Genomic DNA, 15,569 nt, shown 5'->3' with positions numbered 1-15,569 from the left:
CAAGAACGATCGTTGCCCAAGGGGCGGGCGGAGCCGGGTCCCGCGTCCCGTCCCCCTATGGCCGCTCGGTTTTCAGCCCGCCGGCCGGCCGTCGACCTGCTTGCCGCTGGGCCCGTAGACGAAGTCGGCCGTGGTGTCGAGGATGAATTCCATGGGGAAGCCCAGGTCGATCGCGCTGGCCTTGTCCAGACGGCTGACCGCTTCCTCGGGCAGTTCCAGGTCGATCGCGGCGAGGTTGTCCGTCAGCTGGTCCAGATTGCGGGCGCCGAGGATCGGGTGGATCCAGCCGTCCATGGTCAGCGTGTACTTCGTGGACAGCACGAAGCGGTCGCGGTCGGAACCGAGCAGCTCTCCGACGATCCGCTCGCTGCTGGTGCGGCCGGGCAGTCGGTAACGCATCACTTGCTCCCGTCGGAGGAGACGGAGGCGTCGGAGACGGAGGCGTCGAAGAAGGAAACGGCCCGGTCGACGGCCGGCAGTACGTAGGTGTCGTCGTCGTACAGGTCGATGTGGTTGCCGGTGTCCAGCAGGAGGAGTTCCTTGGGCTCGGGCGCCGCAGCGAAGGCGGCTTCCGCGTCGGCCACGGGAATGGCCTGGTCGCCGCGCCCGTGCACGATCAGCAGGGGGGCGGTCACCAGCGGCAGGAAGGCGTCGACGTCCAATGTCAGCTCCTGGAGCACCGACAGCGCGGTGCAGCGGTTCTCCCAGCCGGGGCGGGCCCCACGCTCCGTCCCGTAGTACGCGAACGGTTCCGGACCGGGGTTCCCCGCAGGCATGCCCTCGGGGTTCACGGCGGGCCAGTACTCGATCTCGCCGGTGTCGGACTCCCGTTGGGCGATCTGCGCGAACTGGGCGGTCAGCGCCGCGAAGTTCTCCGCGCCGAACCGGTTCCGGATCAGTTCGGGGTTGTTGTAGGCGGCCGCGATCAGGGCCACCGCCTTGACCCGGGGGTCGTACGCGGCGAGCTGCACCGAGTAGATCCCACCCAGGCACACCCCGGCGAGCGCGATCTCCTCGGCGTCGACCTCCGGCCGGGCGGCCAGGAAGCTCACCGCGTTGCGCAGGTCGGACACCTTCGCGGTGGCGTCCTCGTGCTGGCGCGGCTGTCCTTCGCTGTCGCCCCAGTTGCGGTGGTCGAAGGCCAGCGCCACGTACCCGCGCCGCGCGAACCGTTCCGCGTAGAAACCGGTGACCTGCTCCTTCACCCCCGAGAACGGGCCGGTCAGCACCACCGCACCCCGTTCGGTCCCGGGCTCGGGCAGATGGAGGTGACCGGCCAGCCGATACCCGTCACTGCTGAACTCGATCTTCTCGATCGACATCACGAATCCCCTTGCGCTCGTTGCGAGTTGGCGACGAAGAGGAAACTAGCCAGCGAGCCCGCCCGTCGTATTGCACGTTCTTGCCCCACCCGGATCGTCGGAGCAGCCCGGATCAACCGGGATCAACCGGGACGGGACCGGTCCAGGCCATGCCCCGGTACGTCGACTGATACACGGCGGGGGTCGCCCCGTAGGTTCGGGCGAACACACGGGTCAGATGGGACTGGTCGTGGAATCCGGTCTCGTACGCGACCTCGGAGATCCCTGTGCCGCGCCGCAGTAACTCCCTGGCCCGGTCGAGCCGGAGCCGCAGATGCAGCTTGTGCGGCGGCAGCCCGAACCACGCGGTACAGGCGCGGACGAGCCGGTACTTGCTCAGCTCCGCCACCACGCTGAGCTCGTCCAGCGTCACATTGCGGGCCAGGTTCGCCCGCAGGTACTCGCGCACGATCTCCGGGACGCGCCGCGCCGTGTCCCGACCGCCCTCCGCCCCGTACGAGTGCCGGCTCAGCGCGGAGACGAACTCCAGCACCCCCGTCTCCTGCCGCAGCGCGGACCCGGGTAACCCGGAGGGCTCGTACAACGCGCCGTGCACGGATCGGAAGCGCTCCGCCAGCCCGCTGTCCCGGATCACCGGATCCCCGTACCGCACACCTTCGGGCGCGGTGACCTCGGCGATCAGGGACGGCGACACGCACATGATGAGCCAGCGCGCCGAGTCGCGGTCGTCCGGCGTCCCGGAATGCGCGTCGTCCGGATGGAGTGCGACCAACTGCCCCGGAGCTGCCCGAAAGGTCGTACCGCGTCTGCGCACCATGAAGCCGGAGCCCATCACGAGCACGACTTTCAGCTCTTCATGAACATTGCCGCTGTACGACTGCGCCCGCCCGTCCACCACCACGACGTCCGGCACATCGACGGACACCCGTGGAATCCCTGCGTGATCCGCCCCCGGCATGTCCACCACACTAGGGTCTGTCCGGCCGATCACGTGGCGACGGCGGCGATGCCGATGTCCGGGTTGAGTGGTGCAGTTGGAAGACCGGATGCCTGTGACCCAATCCGAACTTGCCGCTCGTATCCAGGCCGCCGCTCATCTGACTCGTCAGTTCACGCTCCGCTCCGGTCGCACCGCGACGGAGCATTTCGACAAGTACCGGTTCGAAGCCGACCCGGTTCTACTCGATGAGATTGCGCAGCAGATGGCTGCGCTGGTGCCCGTCGGCACGGAGGTGCTGGCCGGCTTGGAGATGGGCGGCGAAGGCCGGATCGTGCCGTTCACGCCGCTCACCGCGCGGGCTGATGGGCTGGACCGACCGGTCCATGCTCGACCTGTACGGCGAGGACCTCCAGGTCGAGCGCGCCATCAAGGCCAAGCGTCGCCGCGGCAACATCTACTGATTCCGGCGGGTCAGCCCCTTTGCGGCGTTCTCGCGCACGATGGTTCAGGCTACGAGCAGGCGGAGGCCGAGCTCTGCTGCGTCGAGGGCGACGAGGTCGCGGTTGCGCTCGGCCCACCGGCCTGAGGAAAGGTCGTCGCGGAGTCTGTTTACTGCCCGCTGCTCGGCCTCCGGCCCGACTCTGGTCCATACCGATACCGCGCGGCGCACATGTTCGTCCAGGTACGCCTCGGGCCGGCGCCAGTAGGCCTCGAAGAAGCCGTCAGCGCAGTCCCACGGGATGAGCACCGGCTCCGCGCGGCCCCCGATCGCGCGGGTCAGGTCGGCCAGTGAAGGCCAGTCGACGAGAAGGTCAGCGAATTCAGGCAGGTAGTCGCGGGTGAGCCAGAACCTCTGACGCCAGCCGGTATCACTGGCGTCGTACGTGAACACCACCACGCGGCGAGCCACGCGCCGCATCTCGCGCAGGCCCGCAATCGGGTCCTGCCAGTGATGAACGGTGCTGAAGGCCATCGCGGCGTCGAAGGACTGGTCCTCGAACGGGAGGCTCTCCGCAGCGGCGGCCACGCACGGCGCCGCGCCCGCGGGACGCTGCGCCCGCATGACCGCCGACGGTTCCACCGCGGTGACGTCGCGGTCGGGGGGCTCGTAGGAGCCGGTGCCGGCCCCGACGTTCAGTACCGTCCGTGCGTCCCCGAGCGCATCCCAGATCCTCGCGGCGATCCGCGGCTCGGTGCGCCGCGTCGCTGGGTAAGCGGACCCGATGGCGTCGTACAACTGCGCGCCGAACACTTTCAGTTGTTCCTCTGGCGTTGTCCTGATCCCCATTGCCCGTGCCTCCAGTTCCCTGTCTATCGCCGTCACCATGGCAGCAGAGCGGTCGCGCTGTTCCAGCAGCAGGCCGCGCAGTCGGCGCAGGTGCGCGACCGCGTCGGTGGCCGGGTCGTCAACCAGGTCCGCGATCTCGCGCAATCCGAAGCCCAGCCGCCGGTAGACGAGCACCTCCCGCAGTCGCTCCACGTCGCCCGCCGAGTAGGCCCGGTACCCGGCCGTGGTCCGCGCAGACGGCTGCACGAGGCCAATCTCGTCATAGTGATGCAGCGTGCGGACGCTCACGCCGGCCAGTTCGGCCACACGTCCCACGGTCAGGTGCTCCTCCACGCCACCGACTATGTGGCATGACGCCACGTGAGGGTCAAGCGCTTCGCTCCAGCCTGAGCAACGAAACGGGCGACCTGCTGTGCCTGTGGGTCGAGCCGCGGGGTACGGATCACTGGATGCGCCCGGCGAGGCGTTCACGGTGGTCACAGTGGCGGAGCCGGAGGACTCGCCGTTCAACGTGGTGGTCCATGGCCAGGGCATCTCGGTGTGGGTGAATGCCGGGTTCGACGCCGAGGTCTTCGACGCTGACGAGCGCCTGGTGCCCTGCGGATACCAGCGGCCGGCCGCCGAGAGCCAGGTCGGGTAGTCGCGTTCAGGTGCGCAGCCAGACGGCCAGCGCGGCATCCGTCAGATCACCCGCCCCACGTCCGGAATAACGAGCACCCCAAGCCGACGTCACTTGATCGACCGGACAGGCTCTGGCGCCGCGCCCTGGCCCGGACGCGGTCAACTACGGAGAGCCCTCGGACCCTCGAGGAACTCCGCCAGAACCCCGGCCAGCGCGTCCAGGGCCGCCGGATAGGCCCGTTCGGACGGGGCGGCGAAGCCGATGAGGAGTCCCTGGGGGTGGTCGGCGTCGGGGTGGTGGTGGAGTTCGGTGAGGCCGCGCAGGGCCAGGCCCCGGTCGGCGCAGGTGGTCAGGAGGTCGGTCTCGGTGGGGCCTTGGGGCGGCAGGGTGACCAGGGTGTGCAGGCCCGCGGGGACGCCGTGGACGGTGAGGCCGGGGAACGCGGACAGCCGGTCGACGAGGAGTTCACGGCGTCTGCGGTAGCGCAGGCGGGCGGCGCGGATGTGGCGGTCGTACGCGTGCGTGGCGATGAAGTCGGCGAGGACCAGCTGGCCCAGTGTCTCGGTGTACAGGTCGGCCTCCTCCTTCGCCCGCACGACCGGCGCCACCAGGTCCGGCGGCAGGACCGTCCACGCCAGGCGGAGGGCCGGGCCGAGCGTCTTGGACGTCGTACCGCAGTACACGACGTGGTCGGGCGCCAGGCTCTGGAGCGCGCCGACGGGCCGGCGGTCGTAGCGGAACTCGCCGTCGTAGTCGTCCTCGACGATCAGCCCGTCCGTGGAGCGCGCCCAGGCGCAGACCGCCTGGCGGCGGCTCGGGTGCAGGGGCACTCCGGTCGGATAGTGGTGCGAGGGGGTGAGGAAGACAGCATCCGTGCGTGCGGTCAGGGTCGAGACGTCCGCGCCGTGCGCGTCGACCGGCAGCGCGTACGTGGTGAGGCCCGCGCGGCGGACGGTCTCCCGGTAGAAGTCGTGGCCGGGGTCCTCAAGGGCGGCCGACTCACGGCCTTCGGCCGGCAGGACCCGGCACAGCAGCTGGACCGTCTGGTAGTAGCCCGACGTGATCACGATCCGGTCCGGGGTGGTGAGCACGCCCCGGGTGCGGCCGAGGTGGTCGGCGAGTGCGGTGCGCAGTTCGATACGGCCCTGGGGGTCGCCGGGGCCGAAGATCTCGGGGCGGCTCCGGTCCAGGACGCGACGGGTGGCGGCGAGCCAGGCGCGGGCGGGGAAGGCGCCGAGGTCGGGGCGGCCGGGGCGCAGGTCGTGCGGTGGGGGTGCGGGACGGGCGTCCGGCGGGATTTCGGGCCGTGTCCCGAGCGACACGTCGGCGACCCTGGTCGCGGCCCCGGGCCGGGTGGTCACGTACCCCTGCTCGGCGAGTTGGTCGTACGCGGCGCTGACGGTTCCGCGCGACAGGCCCAGCTCCTGCGCGAGCCCCCGCGTCGAGGGCAACGGCGTCCCCGCCGTCAGCCGTCCGACGCGGATCGCCTTGCGCAGCGTGGCCTCCAGGCGGGCACGGCGACCGCCCTCCGCTTCCAGGTCGAGGTGCAGGTCGAGCCGCGAACTGGACCAGTTTTCGGGCATGGGACTGGATCTTATTCGTGATCCAGAAGGTGTCTACGTTCGTGGCACGGACAACCGGATCCCGAAAGGACTCCCACAGTGATCGTCATCGCCCACATCAGCGACCTCCATATCGACCTCGACCTCGGCAGCGGCAGCGGCAGCGGGCAACGCAGTGTCGAGCGCGCCCGCGCCGTCATGGCCTACCTCGAAGACCTCCCCCACGATCTGGACGCCGTCCTCGTCACGGGGGACATCGCCGACCACGGCCTGTCGTCCGAGTACGAGCGGGCCCGCCACCTGCTCACCTCCCGGCACCCGGTCCTGGTCTGCCCCGGCAACCACGACGACCGCACCGCGTTCCGCGAGCACCTGCTCGGCCGCCCAGCCGCGCCGGAACCGGTCAACCAGGTCCACCACGCGCCCGGTTTCACCCTCGCCCTGTGCGACTCGTCCGTGCCGGGGAAGGACCACGGCCATCTGGACGAGGAGACACTGACCTGGCTGGACGACGTACTGACGAAGGCGACGACCCCGGTCCTGGTCGCCTTCCACCACCCCCCGGCCACCCTCAACACCCCCTATGTGGACGGCATCCGCCTCTTGGGCGAGCGTCCCCTCGCCGAACTGGCCGCCCGCCACCCCCACCTCATTGCCTTCCTGACCGGCCACGCCCACACCCCGGCGGCCACCACCTTCGCCGGCCGCCCCCTCCTGGTGGCCCCCGGCGTCGTCTCCACCATCCGCCTCCCCTGGGAACACCACGCCCACCCGCGGGACTACGTCCATCTGGACCTGCCGCCCGCGCTGGCGTTCCACGTCCTGGACGAGGAGGGAAGGCTCACCACGCACTTCAGGAGCGTCATCGTGTAGGAACGTTCTGGCGGTTCCCCGCAGCACGTCCCTTACTGGCAAGGAGTACGCGTGTCCTCCCTCTTTCCGGCCCTGGTGGGCGGCTCGATCGCGGAGCGGTCCGCGCTGCGCTTCGGTGATCGGTCCCTGACGTACGCGGAACTCGCCACCTCGGCGGGTGAACTGGCCGGACGACTCGGTGGTGCCGGGCGGGTCGCCGTGTGGGCGACGCCGACGCTGGAGACGGCCGTCGGTGTGGTGGCCGCGCTGCTCGCCGGGGTGCCCGCCGTGCCGCTGAACCCGAAGTCGGGGGAGAGCGAGTTGGGGCACATTCTCACCGACAGTGCGCCGTCGGTGGTGCTCGCCGGTCCGGGCGATGAACTGCCCGAGGCCGTACGGGGGTTGGAGCGGCTCGATGTCGAGGTGCACGGAGTGTACGGAGCGCACGGAGCGCACGGAGCCTCCGGCACCGGCGTGACCCTACCGCCCGCCGAGCCGGACCCCGCGGCCCCCGCCCTCGTCGTCTACACCTCCGGCACCACCGGCCCGCCCAAGGGCGCCGTCATCCCACGCCGCGCGATCGCCGCGACCCTGGACGCGCTGGCGGACGCCTGGCAGTGGACGGGCGACGACGTACTCGTGCACGGGCTGCCGCTGTTCCATGTGCACGGGCTGATCCTGGGCATTCTGGGGCCGTTGCGGCGCGGCGGTTCGGTGCGGCATCTGGGGCGGTTCAGCGCGGAAGGGGTGGCGCGGGAGCTGAACGACGGCGCGACGATGCTGTTCGGGGTGCCGACGATGTACCACCGGCTCGCCGAGGGGCTCACCGAGGACGCGGAACTGGCCAAGGCGCTCGGGCGGGCGCGGCTCCTCGTGTCGGGTTCCGCCGCGCTGCCCGTGCACGACCACGAGCGGATCACGGCCGCGACCGGGCGCCGGGTCGTCGAGCGGTACGGCATGACGGAGACCCTCATGAACACGAGCGTCCGGGTGGGCGGGGAGCCGCGGCCCGGCACCGTCGGGGTACCGCTGCCGGGCGTCGACCTGCGGCTCGTCGAGGAGGACGGCTCGACGATCGCCGCGTACGACACCGACGGCACCCCCACCGGCTCGCACGACGGCGAGAGCGTGGGAGAGATCCAGGTCCGCGGGCCGAACCTGTTCACCGAGTACCTGAACCGGCCCGACGCGACCGCCGCCGCGTTCACCGACGACGGCTGGTTCCGCACCGGCGACATGGCGGTCCTCGACGCCGACGGCTCCGTACGCATCGTCGGCCGCAAGGCCACCGACCTGATCAAGAGCGGCGGCTACAAGATCGGCGCGGGTGAGATCGAGAACGCGCTCCTCGAACACCCGGGGGTGCGTGAGGCCGCCGTCACCGGGGAGCCCGACGCCGACCTGGGGGAGCGCATCGTCGCCTGGATCGTGCCCGCCGATCCCCGGACACCGCCCTCCACCGATGAGTTGGCCGACCACGTGGCGCGCCGCCTCGCCCCGCACAAACGGCCGCGCGTCGTGCACTTCCTGGAGTCCCTGCCCCGCAACGACATGGGCAAGATCCTCAAGCGGGCGCTGAAGCATGACTGAACGCCCCCCGGCCCGCTTCTCGGCCCGCGAGGTCATCGCCCTGGTCACGGACTGGTTCACTGAACTCGCCGTTCCCATAAGGCAGTTCCAGCGCGACGGTCCACTGTCCTGGCAGGGATACGACGCCTCACGCTCCCGCGCCGCCGCCCGCACCGGCGAGGAGGAGTCCGTCGTCTGCGGCACCGCGACCATCGGCGCCACCCCCGCCGTACTGATCGCCTTCGAGTTCGGCTTCCTCGGCGGCTCGCTCGGCGAACGCACCGGCGACCGCCTGGAAGCGGCGTACGTGTACGCGCGCAAGCACCGTCTGCCCGTCGTCCCGCTCGTCGCGACGGGCGGCAGCCGAATGCAGGAGGGCATGCTCGCGCTCACCCAACTCCAGCGCGTGGCCCGGCAGTCGGCACTCACGCGCGAGGCCGGGCTGGCGCAGATCGCCGTACTGCGGGACCCGACGACGGGCGGCGGCTGGGCCACCCTGGGCGCGGGCGCCGACGTGACCCTGGCGCTGCCCGGCGCCCAGGTGGGCTTCGCGGGCTCCCGGGTCCGCCCGCCGGACGCCGACCCGGCGGCCTACACGGCGGAGGCCCAGCTGGCGGCGGGCGCGGTGGACGCCGTCGTACGGCCCGAGGAACTGCGGGAGACGCTGGCGCTGTGGCTGACCTTGCTCACCAGGCCGTCGGCAGGGGTCAGCACCTCGACCGGGGCCGCCACCCCGACACCGGCCGGCCCCTCGGCCGAGGCCGCCACCCCGGCCTCGGTCGGCCCCTCGGCCGAGGTCGCCGCTCCCCCGGCCGAGACCGCACCTCCCCCGCCCGCCCTGGGCGCCCTCGCCCTCCCCGCCACCGGCTGGGACGCCGTCCAGCACGCCCGCTCCCCCCAACGCCCACGCGCCGAGGCCTACTTGGACGCCTATTTCACGCGCCGCGCCCCGATCAGCGGCGACCGCTGCGGAGGCACCGACGGCGGTGTGATGTGCGGTTTCGGGCTCGCCCACGACGGGCGGACGATCGCGTACGCCGCCCAGTGCGGGACGGCCACCCGCCCCGCCGGATACCGCACCGCCGCCCGCCTGATCCGTCTCGCGGACCGACTCGGCATCCCGGTCCTCACGCTGGTGGACACCCCGGGCGCCGCGAACGACGCCGACGCGGAGCGGCAGGGCGCGGGCTCGGCGATCGCGGACCTGTTCGCCGCGGTGGCCACGGCCCGTACACCGGTCACCACGCTGGTGATCGGCGAAGGCGGCTCGGGCGGCGCCCTCGCGCTCGCCGCGCACGGCAACACCTGGGCCACGCCGGACAGTTACTTCTCGGTCATCGCCCCGGAGCTCGCGGCCGCGATCCTGAAGCGGCCCGCGGGCGAGGTCGAGGCCACGGCCGACCAACTCCGCATCCGCCCCCAGGACTTGGTGGAGCTGGGCGTGATCCGGGGCATCGTCGGCGAACAGAACTCGGAAGCCTCCTGAGGCGCACAACGGCGCCGTCTCCCCTCCCAAGGAGACGGCGCCGCGTATGAAGGGACGGCCTACTTCACCCCCACCGCCCGGATGATCTCCTGCTGCACCGAACCGCCCCGGTCGTCGCTCGCGGAGGCCCGCAGCGAGATGAACGCGGCGTCCCGCGGCACGGTCAACGTCCCCTTCCAGGACGCCTTCTCACCGGTGAGCGGCACGGCCTTCCACGTGTTCCCGTCGTCGTACGACACCTCCAGCTTCCCGCCCCCGATGGTCCCGGTGTCCGGCGCGCCCTTCACGTACTCGGCGTAGATCCCCACCGGCACCCGGCTGCCGCCGCGCACGTCGCCCGCGAGGTCGGTGTCCACGTCGTAGCCGAGGTTGAGGAGCGGCAGGAAGGTCCAGCGGTCGTCGGGCGTGGCCGCCGACTTGAAGGACCACTCGGAGTGACCCTTGGTGGACAGCTTCCAGCGGTCCGCGTCCAGCGTCGTGTCCGTGACGACCTTGTACGTGTGCTCGTCGGCGGGCGCGTTCCAGACATACGCGCCCGAGCTCATACGCCGGTCGACCAGGGTTCCGTCCTGGTACACCTCCGTGAACTGGGTCATGCCGTTGTCCACGCTCCACACATCGCCGAAGCCGGTGTGGTCGGGCCCCGAGTCGCCCCAGCCGGGTGTGTTGAACTGGATCTGGTTGCCCGCGCGCTGCTGGCCCCAGCCGAGCCCGGTACCCAGCCACGGGTGCAGGACCGGCTTGAACCAGTCGAGCGTCGGGTGCGTACCCCCGCGGTACTGGACGAGTCCGCTGCGCTCCTCGAGCGCGCTCTCCCCGAGGTTCACGGACTCGTGCCACAGCTGCCCGGCGCTCGTGGAGACATAGTCGGTCCGCTCGGCCGGGTAGTCGATCCGCTCGTAGAAGCCGAGCCCGATGGGGAAGGCGTCGGTCAGCGAGTAGCGGAACTCGCTGCCCGACACGGGCTTCGCCGCATGGAACTTGGTGTCCAGCACGGCGAGTTCACGACTGCTGGGCTCGTAGGTGAGGTCCCCGCGCGGGACGGCGCCCTGGTGCCCTTGGGAAAGGTCGTACACGTACGGGGTGTTGCGCGTCCCCGTCATGTCGACGAGCCCTGCCGCCCGCAACCGTGCCGCGTCCGCCGCGTTCACCGTGGCGATCTGCAGCGGCCGGTCGCCGTCGTCCGTCCCGAACCAGGCGTTGAGCCGCCCGGCCGTGTCGTCCGTCACGAACAGCGCCTCGACTCCCGCGTCCTGCGCGGCCTGGGCGAGCGCGGCGGGTTCGACGCCGTCGCCGAGCCGTGCGAGAACGGCCTTGCCCTCCACCCCGGTGAAGGGACCCTCCCCGACATCGACCAGCGGCAGCCTGCTGCGCCCCTCGATCAGCGTGGAGCCCGGCTGGACGACCGCCTCGCCGACGCCCTTGACCTCCAGCAACGGCTTCCCGAGCCGCCACACGGTCCGGTATTCGAAGGTGCCCTTGGTGACCTTCGCGGTCGGCGCGGCGAAAATGCTGTCGTACTTCACGGGCACCTGGACCGCACCGAACATGTCGGAGCCGCCCGCGTTCCGGTCGTACTCCATGAGCAGCTGCCGGGTCTCGGTCCGCCGGTCGACCTTCGCCTGGATTTCCCTCAACTGCCGTCCGCCCAGGGTGACTTCGCGGTCCTGGTCGAGGGTGATCTCGGGCGCCGCGAGGAAGCCGAGTCCGAGTGAGTCCGCGCCGTGGCTGCCGTGCACGTCGAGGAAGGACGTCAGGCTGTACGTGCCCGGCTTCAGCCGGAGCTCGAGGGTGCCGGAGTCGTCGACCGAGGCCGAGTACGGGTCGGTGTCCGCCGCGAACTGCTGCACGGCGAGGTAGGCCGCGGTCGGCTCGCCCGAACGGTCCTTGACGTGGACGGTGAGCGTGTACCGCTCCTCCTCCTTGACCAGCCCGAACACGGTGTGCGCGACGGGGGTGCCGCCCACGGACGCGACGATCTGCCCGGAGGTGTTTCCCACCGGCGCCTTGGAGCCGTCCCCGGTCACGGTGGTGGACGCGGTCCCGTGCGCGGGCACGGTGAGCGTGGAGTCGCCGAGGGTCGCGACCCCGTCGGCGCCCCCTTGCACGGCGAGGCTCAACTCGACTGCCGCATCGGAGGAGTTGGAGTAGGTCACCGTCCTCGTGACCGGCTTGTTCGCGTCGTATGGCCAGCCGTAGAAACCGAGGTCGGCGCTGCCGGTGGCGGTGACCTTCGCCTCCACGGCATCCGGCACACTCACCCGCCCGGTGCCCAGCACGTAGGCCGACGCGTCGAGTTGCTTCGACGTCGACATCAGCGCGTCCTTGAGCTGGGCGCCGGTCCAGTCGGGGTGCTTCTCGGCGATCAGCGCGGCCACGCCCGCGACATGCGGCGTCGCCATCGACGTACCGCTCATGGTGGTGTAGTACCCGCTGCCGCTGACGAGTTGGGAACGCGCGGCGAGGATGTCGACGCCCGGCGCGGAGAGGTCGGGCTTGAGCGCGTTGTCCCCGTACCGCGGTCCCGCGCTGGTGAAGTACGCGGCCTCGTCGGCGGAGTCCACGGCGCCGACGGTCAGCGCGGAGTCGGCGGCGCCGGGCGAGCCGATCGAGGACGGGGCGCCGGAGTTGCCGGCGGCGACGACGAAGAGGGCGCCGGTCTCCTGGGACAGCGTGTTCACCGCCTGCGCCATGGGATCCGTACCGTCACTCGCCTCGCTCGAACCGAGGCTCATGGAGATCACCTTGGCGTGCACCTCGCGCGCGGCCCACTCCATACCGGCGATGATCTGCGAATCGCTCCCCGAGCCCGCGTCGCTGAGCACCTTGCCGACGGCGAGGGTCGCCCCGGGCGCGACGCCCTTCTCCGCCCCGTCGGAGGCGGCACCGCTGCCGCCGACGGTCGACGTCACGTGGGTGCCGTGCCCGTTGCGGTCGGCGACCTCCTGCCCGTCGATGAAGCTCTTGGTCGCGGAGACCCGTCCGGCCAGGTCGGGGTGGCTGGTGTCGACGCCCGTGTCGAGGACGGCGACCGTGACACCCTTCCCCGTGAGCCCGGCCTCCCAGGCCTCGGGCGTGCCGATCTGCGCGTTGCTTTCGGCCATGTCGGCCTTGACGCGCCCGTCGAGCCAGACCTTGTCCACACCGTCCTGCCGGGTCGCGGCCTGCCAGAACGTCCGTCCCTTGTCCGCGTCGACGGCGGCTCCGCGGATGCTGGGCAGCGCGCGGGTCCGCTCGGCACCTCGCGGAGTGGCGGTGCGTGCCTTCTTCTCGTACGTGACGATCAGCGGCAGCTCGTCCGTCTTCTGGTCGGTGAGCCCCTGCCGTATCAGCTCGCTCACGTCGAACAGCCGCCGGTCGAGGGTGCCCGCCCGCAGATACGGCAGCGCCTCGTCCGGTATGACGGTGACGGCGCCGTTCGCCACCTGCGTGCGCACGGCCCCGGTGGCGCCCTCGGGGCGCTCGACGGTGACCGTCTTCTTCCCGCCGCCCAGGTCGGTGACGGTCACCTTGTCCCCGGTGACGAGGGTGACGGTGCGGGCGGCGGAGGTGGCCCGCGTCGGCGCCGGGTCTCCGGTGTCCCCCGCGTCCGCCCGCCCCATGGGCAGCAGGGCGATCACGAGCCCGGCCGACAACAGCGCGGCCCCGCGTCTGACTGGTCCTCTGCTCATGCACGCCTCTCTTCGTCGAGTGCTGCGAAGAGTGTCGGGGGGCTTGTGTTGCGGGGGAGTTGACGGAGCCTGGCGGGAAGGCGCCCTGGCGGGTTCCCGCCAAGGCGGCCGGGCGCGGTCGCCGGAACCCGGGACATCTCCAAGCACCGTCCGCAACAATGGAGTTCGTCGAGGTCACACACAACGGGGAAGCTGGCGGCGCCATGGACGGGTTGACGGAGTTCAAGACCGAAGACGGCGCCCTGGTCGTCGTGGAGGGCATCGACGACGAGTCCGGTGCCCGTCTCGTCTCGCGCGGCGACGGACCGGCTCAGGCGGCGCGTACCTTCGAGGGCGCCCTGGAAGGGGTGCGCGCGGCGGCCCAGTCCGCGCTCCGGGTCTTCCGGGACGGTGCGCTCAAGCCCGACTCCGTGGAACTCGAGTTCGGGGTGAAGCTGAGCGCGGAGGCCGGCGCGGTCATCGCCAAGGGGTCGGCGGAGGGTCACTTGGTGGTCAAGCTCAGCTGGTCGCCGGGCCAGGCGTCGGGGGCCCCGTCGGGTCCGGAGGCCGCCGACGCATCATGAGCAACGCTGCCTGGCACGCCCGGATCAGCTGCGGGAACGAGGTCGGGGCGGGCTTCCTGGTCTCCGAACGCCGGGTGCTCACCTGCGCCCATGTCGTCAAGTGGAGCGGCACGTCGTCGGTGACCGTGGCCTTCCCGCACCGCAAGGAGCTCGGCGAGATGTCCGCCACCGTGGTGGTCCACGGCGGCTGGGCGGGCGTCGCCGCCGACCCCGGCGACCTGGCCGTACTCGAACTGGACCGTGCGGTGCCGCTGACCCCGGCCGTCTTCGCGCCGCCCGGCGCCGAGCAGGGCGACCCCTCCCCCACCCTGGTCGCGTACGGCTTCCCGAGGGGGTACGACGAGGGCATGCTCGCCCAGTACCGGGCCATATCCAGCACGTTGATCGCCGACGAGTGGGTTCAGCTGGAAGCCTCCACGGCGCACGGGCAGCCACTGGCGGCCGGGTTCAGCGGGGCGGCGGTGACCCTCGCGGACGGCAGGGTGGTCGGCATGGTCTCGGCGGTCGCGGGCGCGAAGGACGTACGGGTCGGCCGGATGCTGCCCAGCCAGGTCATGGCCCGCTACTGGCCCGGGCTCGGCGAGCTGATCCCCACACCCGACCACCGGCCCGACGCGAAGCAACGGCTGCGTGCCCTGGTGGAGCGGGCACAGGCCACCCGGCTCACCTGCGATCCGGACCAGCTGTACGGCGACGCCGTGGGCCCCTTCGGTCCGGAGCTGCCGGGGAAGGGGTTCGAATCGCTGTGGGCAGCGGCCTGGTATGTGCTGTGCGATGTGCCGGACCCGGAGGCCGTGACCCGGTTCGCCGACCGGCTGGCGGACCTGCTGGACGCGCCCCCCGTCCGCTCCCGTGCCTCGTCGTGGGCCCCCATCCTCGTCGAGATCGACCGCAGCGGCGCGGGCGGCGACCAGGTGAACGTCGAGGTGTCCGCGTACCGCGACGGACTGCGCCGCCCGGTGGGCGCCCGCCGGCTGCCGCGGTCCGGCGTACGGGCGTACGTCCAGGAGCAGATCGACGAGGCGTTCTCCCAACTCTCCTCGGACGCGGAGGAGTTGATCGCGTTCGTGCTGCCCCGCGAGTGGCTGAACGAGCCGGTCGCGCAGTGGGCGCGCGGCGCGGACGACGACACGCCGCTGGGCTGCGCGTACCCGCTCGTCGTGACCGACCGGACGCGTCGCCGGGGCGGTGTACGGCATCAGCTGGCCCGCAAGTGGGAGGAATTGGAGGGACGGCCCGGTGCGTCCCTGCACCGCATCGACTGCGGGACCGATGAGAAGCCGACCAAGCTCCGGTTCCGGCTGCGACAGGAGGACACCCACGTGGCCGCCTTCTCCCTGCCGCCCGCCCGTACCGGGCCGCTCTTCGACGTGACCCTCACCGCCCCGGTCCCGGTGCTGCTGTGGACGCGGACGGGCTGCGCGGGCGGCCCCGAGCACGCCGGGAGCTGTGCGTTCCTGGACGAACTCACCGCCTACGTCACCGATCTCGCGCCCGCCGAACTCCCGCGCCACATCCTGGCGTTGCGCGAGACCGTCGAGGCCTCGGACGCCCCCGACCGGCACTGGGCCAAGGACGTCCAGCTCCTGTGGGACGACCCCCGCCGCTTTCCCGAACCCGCCGCCCCGCTGAGCTCGCCCGTCGCCTGAAGCCGCCTGAAGTCACGTGAAGCCGCCTGAAGCCGTGAACGCCCT

13 protein-coding genes are annotated in these 15,569 nt (G+C 71.6%); 6 read left to right on the top strand and 7 right to left on the bottom strand.

Annotated features, from left to right (window positions below):
- Positions 1-72: 72 nt before the first annotated feature.
- The 5 genes from ACZ4WS_RS12885 to ACZ4WS_RS12865 form a co-directional block, all read right to left on the bottom strand.
- Positions 73-399 (bottom strand): aldo/keto reductase, encoded by a 327-nt coding sequence (locus ACZ4WS_RS12885; protein ID WP_467979812.1) that lies wholly within the window; start codon positions 397-399, stop codon positions 73-75.
- On the bottom strand, positions 399-1,325 hold the full coding sequence (locus ACZ4WS_RS12880; protein ID WP_467979811.1) for an alpha/beta hydrolase: 927 nt from the start codon (positions 1,323-1,325) through the stop codon (positions 399-401). Before ACZ4WS_RS12880 ends, ACZ4WS_RS12885 begins: the two co-directional genes overlap by 1 nt.
- A 109-nt stretch (positions 1,326-1,434) precedes the next feature.
- Positions 1,435-2,247: a helix-turn-helix domain-containing protein gene (locus tag ACZ4WS_RS12875; RefSeq protein ID WP_467979809.1), complete on the bottom strand. Its 813-nt coding sequence runs from the start codon at positions 2,245-2,247 to the stop codon at positions 1,435-1,437.
- A 253-nt stretch (positions 2,248-2,500) separates the two neighbouring features.
- Complete coding sequence (locus ACZ4WS_RS12870; RefSeq protein ID WP_467979807.1) at positions 2,501-2,647, bottom strand: hypothetical protein; 147 nt, start codon at positions 2,645-2,647, stop codon at positions 2,501-2,503.
- Between the two features lie 120 nt (positions 2,648-2,767).
- On the bottom strand, positions 2,768-3,856 hold the full coding sequence (locus ACZ4WS_RS12865; RefSeq protein ID WP_467979993.1) for a MerR family transcriptional regulator: 1,089 nt from the start codon (positions 3,854-3,856) through the stop codon (positions 2,768-2,770).
- Between the two features lie 166 nt (positions 3,857-4,022).
- On the opposite strand from ACZ4WS_RS12865, the gene ACZ4WS_RS12860 reads away from it, so the two are divergent.
- A complete protein-coding gene (locus tag ACZ4WS_RS12860) occupies positions 4,023-4,190 on the top strand; it encodes a hypothetical protein (protein WP_467979805.1) in 168 nt (55 codons plus the stop codon).
- A 140-nt stretch (positions 4,191-4,330) separates the two neighbouring features.
- Here ACZ4WS_RS12860 and pdxR read toward each other — a convergent pair whose 3' ends face one another.
- Positions 4,331-5,755 carry a MocR-like pyridoxine biosynthesis transcription factor PdxR gene (gene pdxR / locus ACZ4WS_RS12855; RefSeq protein WP_467979804.1) on the bottom strand — a complete coding sequence of 475 codons (1,425 nt, stop codon included), beginning with the start codon at positions 5,753-5,755 and terminating at the stop codon, positions 4,331-4,333.
- Positions 5,756-5,833: 78 nt separating this feature from the next.
- On the opposite strand from pdxR, the gene ACZ4WS_RS12850 reads away from it, so the two are divergent.
- From ACZ4WS_RS12850 to ACZ4WS_RS12840, 3 genes are read left to right on the top strand one after another with little or no spacing between them, the layout of a single operon-like run.
- Positions 5,834-6,607, top strand: a complete 774-nt coding sequence (locus ACZ4WS_RS12850; protein ID WP_467979802.1) for a metallophosphoesterase — start codon at positions 5,834-5,836, stop codon at positions 6,605-6,607.
- A 51-nt stretch (positions 6,608-6,658) separates the two neighbouring features.
- Positions 6,659-8,176, top strand: a complete 1,518-nt coding sequence (locus tag ACZ4WS_RS12845; RefSeq protein ID WP_467979800.1) for an acyl-CoA synthetase — start codon at positions 6,659-6,661, stop codon at positions 8,174-8,176.
- Complete coding sequence (locus ACZ4WS_RS12840; RefSeq protein ID WP_467979798.1) at positions 8,169-9,641, top strand: carboxyl transferase domain-containing protein; 1,473 nt, start codon at positions 8,169-8,171, stop codon at positions 9,639-9,641. Before ACZ4WS_RS12845 ends, ACZ4WS_RS12840 begins: the two co-directional genes overlap by 8 nt.
- 59 nt (positions 9,642-9,700) lie before the next feature.
- On the opposite strand, the gene ACZ4WS_RS12835 is transcribed toward ACZ4WS_RS12840, so the two are convergent.
- Complete coding sequence (locus ACZ4WS_RS12835) at positions 9,701-13,312, bottom strand: S8 family serine peptidase (RefSeq protein ID WP_467979796.1); 3,612 nt, start codon at positions 13,310-13,312, stop codon at positions 9,701-9,703.
- Positions 13,313-13,515: 203 nt separating this feature from the next.
- Here ACZ4WS_RS12835 and ACZ4WS_RS12830 point away from each other — a divergent pair, with 203 nt between their 5' ends.
- Both ACZ4WS_RS12830 and ACZ4WS_RS12825 read left to right on the top strand, forming a co-directional pair.
- Entirely contained in the window at positions 13,516-13,875 is a 360-nt protein-coding gene (locus ACZ4WS_RS12830; protein ID WP_467979991.1) for a CU044_2847 family protein, read from the top strand.
- Positions 13,872-15,524, top strand: a complete 1,653-nt coding sequence (locus tag ACZ4WS_RS12825; protein ID WP_467979795.1) for a VMAP-C domain-containing protein — start codon at positions 13,872-13,874, stop codon at positions 15,522-15,524. Before ACZ4WS_RS12830 ends, ACZ4WS_RS12825 begins: the two co-directional genes overlap by 4 nt.
- The last annotated feature ends 45 nt before the right edge of the window (positions 15,525-15,569 follow it).

The organism is Streptomyces sp. NPDC029292 (assembly GCF_055569295.1).
Note: the sequence above shows the minus strand (reverse complement) of the source record. Positions and strands in the feature narration are given on the sequence as shown.

Coding starts and splice junctions, on each gene's coding strand:
- ACZ4WS_RS12840 (WP_467979798.1), top strand. CDS start 8,169: ATGACTGAACGCCCCCCGGCCCGCTTCTCGGCCCGCGAGGTCATCGCC.
- ACZ4WS_RS12830 (WP_467979991.1), top strand. CDS start 13,516: ATGGACGGGTTGACGGAGTTCAAGACCGAAGACGGCGCCCTGGTCGTC.
- ACZ4WS_RS12885 (WP_467979812.1), bottom strand. CDS start 399: ATGCGTTACCGACTGCCCGGCCGCACCAGCAGCGAGCGGATCGTCGGA.
- pdxR (WP_467979804.1), bottom strand. CDS start 5,755: ATGCCCGAAAACTGGTCCAGTTCGCGGCTCGACCTGCACCTCGACCTG.
- ACZ4WS_RS12825 (WP_467979795.1), top strand. CDS start 13,872: ATGAGCAACGCTGCCTGGCACGCCCGGATCAGCTGCGGGAACGAGGTC.
- ACZ4WS_RS12870 (WP_467979807.1), bottom strand. CDS start 2,647: ATGGACCGGTCGGTCCAGCCCATCAGCCCGCGCGGTGAGCGGCGTGAA.
- ACZ4WS_RS12835 (WP_467979796.1), bottom strand. CDS start 13,312: ATGAGCAGAGGACCAGTCAGACGCGGGGCCGCGCTGTTGTCGGCCGGG.